The 11,770-nt window shown below is 63.2% G+C and carries 9 protein-coding genes; 6 read left to right on the top strand and 3 right to left on the bottom strand.

Annotated elements, in window-relative coordinates:
- Positions 1–102: 102 nt before the first annotated feature.
- From lptD to lptF, 3 genes are read right to left on the bottom strand one after another with little or no spacing between them, the layout of a single operon-like run.
- On the bottom strand, positions 103–2,697 hold the full coding sequence (gene lptD / locus QZ409_RS17780) for an LPS assembly protein LptD (RefSeq protein ID WP_296713943.1): 2,595 nt from the start codon (positions 2,695–2,697) through the stop codon (positions 103–105).
- Positions 2,697–3,779, bottom strand: coding sequence for an LPS export ABC transporter permease LptG (lptG, locus tag QZ409_RS17775; RefSeq protein ID WP_296713941.1), 1,083 nt, complete (start codon positions 3,777–3,779; stop codon positions 2,697–2,699). Before lptG ends, lptD begins: the two co-directional genes overlap by 1 nt.
- Positions 3,780–4,907 carry an LPS export ABC transporter permease LptF gene (gene lptF, locus QZ409_RS17770; protein WP_296713939.1) on the bottom strand — a complete coding sequence of 376 codons (1,128 nt, stop codon included), beginning with the start codon at positions 4,905–4,907 and terminating at the stop codon, positions 3,780–3,782.
- 347 nt (positions 4,908–5,254) lie between these two features.
- Between lptF and QZ409_RS17765 the strand changes: the two genes are divergently transcribed.
- The 6 genes from QZ409_RS17765 (at position 5,255) to QZ409_RS17740 (ending at position 11,765) form a co-directional block, all read left to right on the top strand.
- Positions 5,255–6,778, top strand: a complete 1,524-nt coding sequence (locus QZ409_RS17765) for a leucyl aminopeptidase (RefSeq protein WP_296713938.1) — start codon at positions 5,255–5,257, stop codon at positions 6,776–6,778.
- A complete protein-coding gene (locus QZ409_RS17760; RefSeq protein ID WP_296713935.1) occupies positions 6,778–7,233 on the top strand; it encodes a DNA polymerase III subunit chi in 456 nt (151 codons plus the stop codon). The genes QZ409_RS17765 and QZ409_RS17760 overlap by 1 nt, the downstream gene beginning before the upstream one ends.
- A 311-nt stretch (positions 7,234–7,544) precedes the next feature.
- Positions 7,545–8,543, top strand: a complete 999-nt coding sequence (locus QZ409_RS17755) for a septal ring lytic transglycosylase RlpA family protein (RefSeq protein ID WP_342394856.1) — start codon at positions 7,545–7,547, stop codon at positions 8,541–8,543.
- Between the two features lie 156 nt (positions 8,544–8,699).
- On the top strand, positions 8,700–9,929 hold the full coding sequence (locus QZ409_RS17750; protein ID WP_296713934.1) for a D-alanyl-D-alanine carboxypeptidase family protein: 1,230 nt from the start codon (positions 8,700–8,702) through the stop codon (positions 9,927–9,929).
- Between the two features lie 88 nt (positions 9,930–10,017).
- Positions 10,018–10,680, top strand: coding sequence for a dTMP kinase (gene tmk, locus QZ409_RS17745; RefSeq protein ID WP_296713933.1), 663 nt, complete (start codon positions 10,018–10,020; stop codon positions 10,678–10,680).
- Entirely contained in the window at positions 10,671–11,765 is a 1,095-nt protein-coding gene (locus QZ409_RS17740; protein ID WP_296713930.1) for a DNA polymerase III subunit delta', read from the top strand. The genes tmk and QZ409_RS17740 overlap by 10 nt, the downstream gene beginning before the upstream one ends.
- Positions 11,766–11,770: the final 5 nt, after the last annotated feature.

Here is an 11,770-nt window from a genome sequence, read left to right as displayed (position 1 = left end):
TTCCGAAAATTGCGGCAGCAATTCGATGCGAGGAAGCTGAGCCATACAGTTTTTCCGCGCGCTTCGCCAGATCGGGACGAGGCGCGCGGCAATTTGGCAAAATCAGTTGTAGCGCTGGCCGTCCTGAATTTGCGACGGCGACAGGGAGATCGGCGCCTTGATGTCGCCGAGCGTGCGCAAATCGAGGGTGAGTAGCACAGTCTGGTTGCGGGTGTAGACGGGCGGATTGCCGTAATTATCCGAGATTTGATTGATGTAATTGATCATCAATTTTGTGCAGTCGTCATTATAGCCCATGCCAAGGCCCCAGGTCGCGATCGAGTAGATCGGCTGCTGCGTGGGTAGGTAGGCCGGATAATAATAATGGCGGCTCAGATCGAAATTGATGCTGCCAGAGACGAAATAATGCTCCAGCACGTCATAACGCGTCGCGAGCTGCAAACCTTCGCGCCGGTAGATATAGCCAATCTGTGGCTGCTGCGTGTAATTGGCGAATTGCGCACTGAGATCCAGCGGGCCGTAATGAGCGTGGCCTCCGACGTCGAGACGATCGAGCGACCAGTTGGCCTCGTTGAAACGCGCCTTCGCGACGAAAGTATAGTTGGTGTTCGGCGTATAGGTCACGCGCCCGACATAGTCCGACATGCGTGTATTGAGGCCTGATTCGAGGCCGATATTGGCGGCGTCGGGCGTGGCGTAGGAATTCGTTCCCGCGAGCTGCGCCGACTGGCCGAACATGGCGTTCAGATAGCCGTTCTTGTTCATGTCGAGCGTGAACTGAGCGCCGTAATTGGCCCGAACGCCGGTCTCGAAACGGTCGTAACCGGAATATTTGTTCCATTCGAACAGGTTCGAATCGTCGAACACCAGACTCTGGGCGTCCATATTGACGATTGTGTTCGAAATCTGGGTGTTTGGACGGGCGATGATCTGACCGATGGGTTCTATGACCAGCGCGCCGATTGGCGTGCGCGCCAGAATGGGATAGCGCCAGTCGACGCCGACGCCCGGCGTGACGGATCCCATGAGCTGGTTGTTGTGGGTGAAGAAATTGCTCTGATAGGAATTGGCGATGGTGTCCGTGCCGAAGGTCGCCGAACCGGAGGTATCGTAGCTCAGATAATTGCCATTGGCGCGCATGAAAGCGAAAGGCGTGATCACCTCGCCCAGCGGATCGATATATTTACGCTGCCACGACAGCTGGATCGTGCCGCTGGTGTAGCTGCCGCCGATGCCGCGCACGAGGCACGACCCCGGGGTGTAATCCGACTTGCCGGTCAACGGATTCACGCAGACCGGATGCAGGCCATATTGATCGTCGAGCGAGATGGCGCCGACCTGCTGATAAGACGCCAAGGACGCCGAGGAACTGGTGAAGTTCGCGTCGATCGTGATCTGGCCGCCGATCCCAAAGGTCTTTTCTGGGGCGATGTCGATGGCCTTGTTATAGTCCAGGATTGGCCAGACGGCGGCGAGTTGGGGCTGGTAGTCGAAATTCGCCATGCCCTGGAAGGAAATGCCGCGCAGGTCGAAATAGCCGCGGTCGCCCTGGCCGTTCAGATAGACAGTCGATGAGGTTTCACGGAAGAAATTGCCGTTCAGCACTGGATTGGGCAAGCCGTAATCGTTCAGGAACCACTTGTCCGAAACGCGCGCCACGTCCCAGCCAAACTTCCAGTTCTGGCTCAGCCAAATCGCGCCCTGCGAGGTGATTTCGCCACGATTGGTCTGGTTGCCCGAACCCCACGGCTGGGCGGCGAAGGCGGAATCGTCCTGCTGATGAATTCCGCTCGCCTGAATGTAATAATAGCCGTTTTCCAGCCGATGACGGAATTCGATTTCGCCGAGGAAGCCCTGGCGCGACAGATAGGCCGGCGTCAGCGTCACGTCCATATTCGGCGAGAGCACCCAGAAATAGGGCGTGCCGGCGCCCATGCCGAGGGTCGACTTGTAGAAAACTCTCGGCGGGAGGAAGCCGGACTGGCGCGTCACGCTCGGGTCAGCCATCGACAGGAAAGGGAAATAGGCGATCGGCAGACCGTAAAGCTCGAAGGTCGCGCCTTCGTAATAGAGCATCTGCTCGTTGTTCTTGTGGATGACCTTCTGCGCGCGCAGACGCCAGATCGGCGCGCGCTCGGGATGTTCGGCGCAGCTCGGGCAGGCAGTATAGGTGCCCTTGTGGAAGACCGTCGTATCGCTGTCGATCTTTTCGGAACGCGACGCGCTGATATGAGTGCGCTCCTTGGTGTCGGCGCGGACGGAATCGACGAAGCCCTGCTTGAAGTCGCCGGTCAGCTCCATTTTGTCGGCATGGGTGACCGCGCCCTCCGGCTCGGTGAGCTTGACCGAGCCCTCGGCCAGGACGCGTCCGGTGTCCTTGAAATAGGTGACCCGGTCGGCTTCCAGCACCTTGCCCTGATAATAAATCTGGGCGTCGCCCTCCGCCGTGACCGAATGGGCCTGATCATTATAGACCACGCTATTGGCCTCAACGACCATCGGGCCTTTCTTGCCGGTCGCGCCGGCGAAACGGTCATTGAGGGTCTGCGCGCGCGCTTCGCCGAGGCAGGCGAGCAGGGCGAGGCCAGCGGCCAGGCCCATCGCGACGGCGGCGAAATGGCGCGGACGGGCGGCGGGCAGGGCGCTGCTGCGGCAAAAAATGCGACGGCTCAGGCGGCGGAGGAAGCGCATCGCCATCAGCCGTCCTCTCGATTCAGGAGTGTCAACGCGCCCAACATATTCGCCACGACCGCAGGCGACCATGCGGCGACGGGCGTGCTGAGCACCCCGGCTCCGCCAAGATCGGAAACGAGTTTCGTAGCGACATAAAGCACGAAGCCCGCGCCGACGCCACCCAAAACAAGAACGCCGACGCCGCCCATGCGCGAGAGCTTGAGCGAAAAGGACGCGGCGATCAACACCATGGCGACAAGCATTGCCGGCAAGGCGAGAAGGGACTGGAAACGCAAACGATACCCCATTGCATCGAGACCGGCGTCCTCCGTGTCGTCCACCACGTGGGGGAGCGACCAGAAGGGCACCGATTCGGGCGATACGAAACTCTGCATCACCTGACTGGGGAGCAGATTAGTCGCAAGATGGTAAACATCCGCTCTCCGCGGCTCAACGCCCGGCGCGGTAATGATGACATTGTTAAGCGTCCATTCCCTTTCGCCCATCGCGGCGCTGTCGGCGTCGACCCGTTCCAAAAATTTTCCATTGGAATCAAAGACAAATGCGGAGACGCCGGCCAGGCGCAGGCCGGAATTGGACGATGTCTCCGCACGAAGAATCGACTGGCCGTCGACGCTTCTCTGGCGAATCCACATGGCGGTGATGTTGGCGAGATATTTATTCTTGAAAATTCCCGTCTCGATCTCGTCGGCCTTCTGCTTCATCACCGCGGACAGCGGGTTATAGACGCCGACGGCGAACAGGCCGATGAGCAGGGCCGCCACCACCGGCGGCGTCAGGAATTGCCAGACCGAGACGCCAGCCGCGCGCGCCACCACCAACTCAAGCTTTCGGGTGAGGGTTATGAACGAGGCCATGGCGCCGAACAGAACCGCGAAAGGCAGGATCTGTTCCGAAACAGCCGGCGTATGCAGCAGGGAAAGCCACGCGACGAGCGCCGCGCCCGCCTTGGGGTTGTCGCTGGTCCGGCGCAGCATTTCGACGAAATCGACCATATAAATCAGGCCGAAAATCGTGAAGAAGACCACAGCGACGCTCTTGACGAAGCGTGACCCCAGATAAAGGCCGAGAGTTGGTCCGATCATTCAGGCCGCCGCAAAAACGGCGCGCACGCGCCTGAAGGGACGATCCAGAGCGAACCGGAACGCATAAAGCGCCGCGAGCGCGCTGGCGAGCAGCGGCAGGGCGTAGGCGGCCACAACCCCCATCGCGCCGCGCGCCATCATCGCCGAGGCGCCGAATCCGCCGACGCGCAATAAAAGCGTGGCGCCGACCGCAGCCGCGATCGCAAGGCCTCGATTCTGGCGTGTGGTCCTCGGCGCGCCCAAAGCGGCGAAGGCGATCATCCCCATCGCGACGGCGTAAAGAGGCGCGATGAAGCGTTCGTGGAGTTCGGCGCGGAAGCGGCCTTCGTTTTCTTTCACATAAGCATCCGACAGATCGTACCTGAGCAGATCCAGGGTTGCGCGCTCGCGCGGGCGCAGGGGCGCGCCCGTCGCGCGCGGGCCGAAATGGCTCAGGTCGAGCGCATAGGAATCGAACACGATCATGGCCGGCGTTTCCGCACCCTTGTCCTGGCGCTGGATCGTCCCGGTCTCCAGGACAAGATAATTCTGGTCTTCAACCTTGGAGGCGATTCCGGTTTCGGCGAGATAGACATTGTTTTGCCCTTCCTCGCGCCGGTCGAGCATGAAAATGCCCAGCAGGGCGCCGCCGGGTCCGCGCTCCCGATAATGGAAATAGAGCCCCGGCTCCAAATTGTTGAAAGTTCCGGGTCGCACGATTCGGGTCAGAAAATCGGATTGAACTTCGGTAATCGCGTCGCGCAGGGCGCGGAAGCTCGCGGGCATCGCCCAGAGCGACATCAGCCCCGAAAAAAGCGAGACCGCCATGATCAGCACGGCGAAGGGGCGAAACAGCTGGAAGGGCGAGAAGCCCGCCGAGGCCGTCACGACCAGCTCGCTGTCGCCATTGAGCCGGTTGAGAGTGAAGAGCGTCGCGATGAACAGAGCGATCGGCGAGATCACCATCACCAGCGAAGGTATGATCAAGCCCGTGACGTGAAAGAACACGATCAGCGACTGGCCCTTGGTGGTCATCAGGTCGAAATCGCGCATAGCCTGCGTCAGCCAGATGACTGCCGTCAGAACACCGAGTCCGACCAGGAAAGCCGAGCCGGCGATTCTGAGAATATAGCGTTCGACCAGCAACATTCCGGCTTCATTTCCCTTCGCGCGCCTTGCATAAATCAAATCGTGCTGCACCGCAAAGCGGCGTCAGAAAATCCCTCGACCAAATCAGCCGGCGCGACGAGGGAGCATTATTCCGGGCACAATGGCGTTTCCGTGGCCACGGCCGCGTCCGCGCCCCGTTTGCGGCCGGGCAGGACGATCTTTGTGTCCCGCCGTGACATTTTGAAAACAGCGCGCATTGACCCCCTTCGCCGGGGCGTCGCATAGTGGGACGACTCCCGTCCGCTCCGGCCTTACGCGAGGCGCCGCCAGGACGTCTCTCACAAGCATCCGGCGAGACGAATCCAGAATTTTTGCAAGAGGTACCAATGTCCGACTCCGTTACCCTCGGCGCCCTGACGATCGCCGAGGCCCTGGCCCCCGCGCCCGCGTCCGCCGGCTATGTTCTCGTGGCTTTCGCCGATGGGGCGCTCGGCCTTGGCGCGGCGACCTCCGCCGCCTTGGGCGTGGCCGCGGGCGTGATTCCTCGCGCCGCCGAAATTTCGTCCTTCAAGGGCAAGATCGGCTCGGCGCTCGATCTTCTCGCGCCCGCCGGCCTTGAAGCGCAAAGGCTGCTGGTGCTGGGAACGGCGCCGGACAAGGAGGGCGGCAAGACCGATTATCTGCGTCTCGGCGGCCTGGTCGCGGCCAAGCTCGGCAAGGCGAAGAACGCCCGCATCCTGTTCGATTTCGCCACGCCGCCGGAAGATTTCGCAACTGCGGCGAGCGATTTCGCGCTCGGCCTGCGACTGCGCTCCTATAAATTCGACCAGTTCAAGACCAAAAAGGCTGTCAAAGACGAGCCGGAAAACGGCGGCCCGGTCGATTTCCGCATCGCCGGCGCGGAAGCGGCCCCGATCGCCGACGCCATCGCCAAAGTCTCGGGTCTGGCCGACGGCGTCGATCTTGCCCGGACGCTCGTCAACCTGCCGCCGAACCTGCTTTATCCCGAAAGCTTCGCCGACAAGGCGAAGGAGCTGGAAAAGCTTGGCGTTGAAGTTGAAATCCTTGACGTTCCGGCGCTGGAGGCGCTTGGCATGCGCGCCTTGCTCGGCGTGGGGCAGGGCTCCAAGCGACCGAGCCGCGTCGTCATCATGCGCTGGAATGGCGGGGCGAAGGACGCCCAGCCCGTGGCCTTCGTCGGCAAGGGCGTCTGCTTCGATTCGGGCGGCGTTTCGCTGAAGCCCGGCGCTGGCATGGAGGACATGAAGGGCGACATGGGCGGCGCCGCCTGCGTCACCGGCCTGTTGTACGCGCTCGCCTCGCGCAAGGCGGCGGTCAATGCGATCGGCGCCATCGGCCTCGTCGAGAATATGCCCGACGGAGCCGCGCAGCGCCCCGGCGACATTGTCGCGGCCATGTCCGGCACGACCATAGAAATCATCAATACCGACGCGGAAGGGCGGCTGGTCCTCGCCGACGTGCTTTGGCATGTCCAGAGCGCCTTCAAGCCGGCTTTCATCGTCGATCTCGCCACGCTCACCGGCGCCATTCTCGTCGCGCTGGGCCAGGAATATGCCGGCCTGTTCAGCAATAATGACGAACTCGCCCAGCGCCTGACCGAAGCCGGAACGCAGACCGGCGAAAAGGTCTGGCGCATGCCGATGGGGCCGGCCTATGAAAAAATGATCGAATCGAAATTCGCCGACATCAAGAATACGGGCGGGCGTCACGCCGGCTCGATCTCGGCGGCGCAATTCCTTCAGCGTTTCGTCAATGACACGCCCTGGGCCCATCTCGATATCGCGGGAACCGCCATGTCGTCGCCGGCCGGCGATCTCAACCAGAGCTGGGGCTCGGGCTGGGGCGTCCGTCTGCTCGACCGTCTGGTGAAGGACTATTACGAAGGCTGATGGCCGAATTCTGGTTTTACCAATTGCAAAAGCGCACGCTCGATCAGGCCCTGCCGGTCCTTGTCGAGCTTGCGCTGAAGCGCGGCTGGCGGGCGGTTGTCCAGGGCCGGAGTCCTGAATTTCTCGCCGCGATCGACGATCTGCTCTGGACCTATGACGAGGAATCCTTCCTTCCGCATGGCGCGCAGGCCGATGGCGACCCCGAATTGCAGTCCGTCTGGCTCAGCTGTGGCCAGGATAACCCCAATGGCGCTCAGATCCGCTTCCTGATCGAGGGCGCCGAGGCCGCGCCTTTTCTGAACGCCGATTACCAGCGCCTGATCTTGCTGTTCGATGGGCGGGACGACGAAGCCCTCGCCGCCGCCCGCGCGCAATGGAAGATCCTGCGCGACGGCGGCGCCACGCTCTCCTATTGGCAGGAGACGGAGGAGGGCGGCTGGCGCAAGCAGGCCTGAGTCCAGGGCGGTTGGATCGCCTTCCGCTACGCTGCCCCATTTCCGCCAAAATGTCGGAGCCAATCTGAACAGGCGTTCACATTTCCGTGATATGATCCGTTCAGGCGGTCGCTTCACGGCAAGTGCGGGGCGCATGCGCGCCGTCACGGCTAGCGAAGGGTTAACTATTTGACTCAACCTTTTGGCAATTTTCCCGGCGCAATGTGGCGAATGATGTTTTCTTTCGCCAAAACAACTTCCGCTTCGACGCGCGCTCGCCGCATCGCCCGAGAGGGCATAGCCGGCCCCGCCGAAAACAGGATTATTGGCCCGTGACCAGCACGTCCGCCCGCTCCTTCGAACATTCCCTGGCCCTCCTCGCGGCGGCTCGCCGCGAAATCGCCGCCAAGGCCGGCTCCGTCATTGCTCTCGCCGGCGTGGTCGCCATGGCGGGCTGCGCGCAGGCCCCGCAGCAGGTCGCCCGCCATCACGGCAAGGAATATTTTCCCGAGAGCATTTATGGCCGCGCCAGCCAGCGCGTCGTCGCCGACGGCGAGGCCGTTCCCAAGGGCGGCGGCCAATATCTGGTCGGCAACGCCTATACCGTCGCCGGCAAGACCTATGTGCCGAGCGAGCGGAAATATTCCGCGGTCGGCCTGGCCTCCTGGTATGGCGACGCCTTCCACGGGCGCCGCACCGCCAATGGCGAGGTCTATGACCGTTTCTCCATCTCCGCCGCGCATCCGACCATGCCGCTGCCGAGCTATGCGCGCGTAACCAATTTGCGCAACCAGCGCTCGATCATCGTCCGCGTCAATGATCGCGGCCCCTATCACGGCGGCCGCGTCATGGATCTTTCCGCCAAGGCGGCGGAGGCGCTGGAGTACAAGTCTATCGGGACCGCCAAGGTCAAGGTAGAATATGTCGGCCGCGCCGCGCTGTCGGGCTCCGACGACCGCAAATTGCTTGCGACCCTTCGCGTCGACGGCCAACCCGCCCAGCTCGGCGATTTCGCCTATTCGCCGACGCGCGTCGCCGATCAGCGGGAACTGCCGCCTGCAGTCGCGCCGGATCGCGAAGGACAGCGCATGGCGCTCGAATCGACGCCCGAAGCCTATGCGCAGCGCAGTTCCGCGCCGCCGCGTCAGCGCGCGATCGAGGCCGCCGCCGAGCCGCCGCTGCCGCCCGAGCCGCCGCAGCGCCTTGCCCTTGCCGACACGGCTGGCCCCTCGGCGCCTTTGCCCAAAAATCCGCCGCTTCCGCCGCAGCGGCCCTTCGATCTGGGAACCATTCCCGGCGCGGATGTTCCCGTTTCGGTTGCTCGGCGCTGATCTCAATAGTCTGAATTGCACGGCGGCGCTGGCGTCGCGCGCTGAAAAAGCTTATCTCTCGGTGAGATGCGGCTCACACCCAGGTTCAAGCTCCTCCCGGGAAGACGCCGCCGAACTCACTTGAGCCATTTCGGCTCGCGCAGCGAAGAGGCGTTCGTGCCGTCACGTCCCTTGCCTTTTTTCTTCCGGCTTCTGCTCGCTTTGCCCCTGATCGCCGCTTTGACGGCCTCTGGCGCTCGCGCGCAAAATATTACAACGACCGCGCCGCACGCGGTGGTGATGGACGCCGGCACCCGAACTGTTCTGTTCGAGAAAGGCGCTGACGACCAGACCCCGCCTGCCTCGCTCGTCAAGCTGATGACGGCAGAAATGGTGTTGCGCGACCTGAAAAAGGGCTCGATCACGCTCGACACGCCCTTCTACATTTCCGAGAAAGCGTGGAAGACGGGGCAGAGCGGCGGGTCTATGTTCGCCCGAGTCAATACCAACGTCCGGGTCGAGGACCTGTTGCGCGGCCTGATCGTTCAGTCGGGCAATGATTCCGCCATCGCTTTGGCCGAAGGCTTGGGCGGTTCGGAAGAGAGTTTCGCGGCGATGATGAATGTCCGCGCTGCCGAAATCGGCATGACCAAATCGCATTTCACCGATTCCTGGGGCGGCGCCAATCCGGCTCAGCAGGTGACGGCCCGCGACATGGCGACGCTCGCCGAACACATCATCAAGACCTATCCGGAATATTATCATTATTTCGGCGAGAAAGAGTTCACCTGGAGCAAGATCCGGCAGCTCAGCCGCAATCCGATCCTGTTCATGGACGTCAATGGCGACGGCCTCAAGGTCGGCAACGAGAGGGACGGCGAGTATAACCTCGTCGGCTCCGCCGTCTTCGGCGGCCAGCGGCTGATTGTGGTCGTGCTCGGCTCCAAGACCGCCAAGGACCGCGCCGAGGAGGCGCGGCGATTGTTCAACTGGGGCTTCCGTGGCTTTGAGGCCAAGAACCTGTTCGAAGCCAATGAGACGGTGGGCGAAGCCAAGGTCTATGGCGGGGTGAAGACGGAAGTCCCGCTCGTCTCGGACACGACCATTCGCCTGATGATTCCGCGCGGCTCGCCAGAGAAGCTTACGGGCAAGATCGTCTATGTCGGACCGCTGATCGCGCCGGTCGCGGCGGGCCAAACCGTGGCGCGGCTGAAGATCTATCGCGGGACGAGCCTCGCCCTCGACGCGCCATTGAAAACGGCCGAGGCCGTGGAGCAGGGGCCGCTGGCCCAGCGCGCCCGCGACGCCGCCATGGAGCTTGGTCTGCAACTGTTCCACAAGGGGCTGGCGACCGCCATGCGCTCGATCGAGAAGAAGCCGCCAGCCACGCAGGCGCAGCAGCCTTGAACAGCCGCATTTTCGCGTTAAGACTGTAAGCCTTGGCTGTCGCATGGCGGCGCATGAATTTCAGCCCGATTTTTGAAACGGAGCGCCCTTGCGCCACGGACGATTCATCACTTTCGAGGGCGGCGAAGGCGCCGGCAAATCAACCCAGATTCGCCGCCTCGCCGCAACCTTGCGCAAACATGCGCCGGAGGTCGTCGTCACCCGCGAGCCGGGCGGCACGCCTTTCGCCGAAAAACTGCGTTCGGCGATTCTCGCGGGCAAGGCGCGCGATTTCGGCGACGTGGGCGAGGCTCTGTTGTTTTCCGCCGCGCGGATCGACCATATCGACCGCCTTATCCGTCCGGCGCTTGCGCGCGGTGCCTTCGTGCTGTGCGACCGTTTCGCGGATTCGACCCGCGCCTATCAGGGCGCGCGCGGCGGCGTGGAAGACAATATGCTGGCGACGCTCGAAAGGGTCACGCTCGCCGGGGTCCGGCCCGATCTCACCTTCATCCTCGACCTTGCGCCCGAGGCCGGCATGGAGCGGGCGCGTCTGCGGCGCGGGCAGGGCGCCGTCGATCGTTTCGAAGGTGAGGATCTGAGCTTTCACAGGCAATTGCGCGAGAAATTCCTCGAAATCGCGCGCGCCGAGCCGGAGCGTTGCCGGGTGATCGACGCCGCGCAGCCCGAAGAGGATGTCGCCCGCGCGATCTGGACCGCCTGCGTCGCGCAATGGCCTCAGCTCGCCTCGGACCAGAAGCAATGGGCGTGAAAGCCGGCGAGGACGGCCTGCCGGAAAGTGACCGTTTCGCGCCGGCGCCGCATCCGCGCGACACGTTTCAGCTGTTTGGGCACGAACATGCCGAGAGCGAATTTCTCGAAGCCTATCGGGCCGGGCGGATGCCGCAGGCCTGGATCATCGGCGGGCCGCCGGGAATCGGCAAGGCTACGCTCGCCTGGCGCATGGCCCGTTTCGTCGCCGCCCATCCCGATTCGACGGCGCTTGCCGTCCAGCAGGCCAAAAATCTCGCAGTCGACCCGCGCCACCCGGCCGCGCGGAAAATTTCGGCGCTGGCCTATGGCGATCTTGCGCTGCTCAGGCGGGAATGGGTCGAGAAGAACAAGAAATTCGCGACGCGCATTACCGTGGACGATGTGCGCCGCGCGCTGCATAAATTCGAACAGGCGGCGGGCGAGGGCGGCTGGCGCATGGCGCTGATCGACAGCGCCGACGACCTCAACGTCAGCAGCGCCAACGCCTTGCTCAAGCTGATCGAGGAGCCGCCGCCGCGCAGCCTGTTCCTGCTGGTCGCCCACCAGCCGGGGCGCCTTCTGCCGACCATCCGTTCGCGGTGCCGCATGCTGATGCTGCAACGGCTTGAGCCTCCGGCGCTGTCGGCTGCGGTTCGCGCCGCAGCCGACGCGGCGGACCTGCCCGCGCCCGGCGACGCGCTGGGCCGCGCCTGCGCCCGCGCAGACGGCTCTGCCCACGAAGCCTTGCGCCTGCTCGCGGCGGGCGATGGCGTCGTGGAGGGCTTGATGGAGCAGCTTCTGGGCAAGCTGCCGCAGATCAACTGGCGTTCCGCCTATCGCATTGCCGACGCCGTCACCGGACGCGAGGGCGAAGTGGAGTTCGACGCCTTTCTGCGGTCGTGTTTCGACTGGCTCGCCGCCGCCCTGCGGCGAAATCCGGGGCTTGGCCCGCGCGCGCTGGCGCCTTATGCGGAGGCGTGGGAATTTCTGGAGCGCGAAACCCGCGATCTTGAAATCTACAATCTCGACAAAAGGGCCTTCGCGATCATCGTCTTTTCCCGACTCGCGGATACCGAACGCGCCGCCCGCGCCGCGCTCGCCTGAGGATC

Origin of the sequence: Rhodoblastus sp. (assembly GCF_019449565.1) — a bacterium.
Lineage (GTDB): Bacteria > Pseudomonadota > Alphaproteobacteria > Rhizobiales > Beijerinckiaceae > Rhodoblastus.
This window is presented reverse-complemented; position numbering and strand designations above follow the sequence as displayed.

Excerpts from the sequence above, each read along its gene's own strand:
- lptD (WP_296713943.1), bottom strand. The coding sequence starts at position 2,697 with ATGGCGATGCGCTTCCTCCGCCGCCTGAGCCGTCGCATTTTTTGCCGC.
- lptG (WP_296713941.1), bottom strand. The coding sequence starts at position 3,779 with ATGATCGGACCAACTCTCGGCCTTTATCTGGGGTCACGCTTCGTCAAG.
- lptF (WP_296713939.1), bottom strand. The coding sequence starts at position 4,907 with ATGTTGCTGGTCGAACGCTATATTCTCAGAATCGCCGGCTCGGCTTTC.
- QZ409_RS17765 (WP_296713938.1), top strand. The coding sequence starts at position 5,255 with ATGTCCGACTCCGTTACCCTCGGCGCCCTGACGATCGCCGAGGCCCTG.
- QZ409_RS17760 (WP_296713935.1), top strand. The coding sequence starts at position 6,778 with ATGGCCGAATTCTGGTTTTACCAATTGCAAAAGCGCACGCTCGATCAG.
- QZ409_RS17740 (WP_296713930.1), top strand. The coding sequence starts at position 10,671 with ATGGGCGTGAAAGCCGGCGAGGACGGCCTGCCGGAAAGTGACCGTTTC.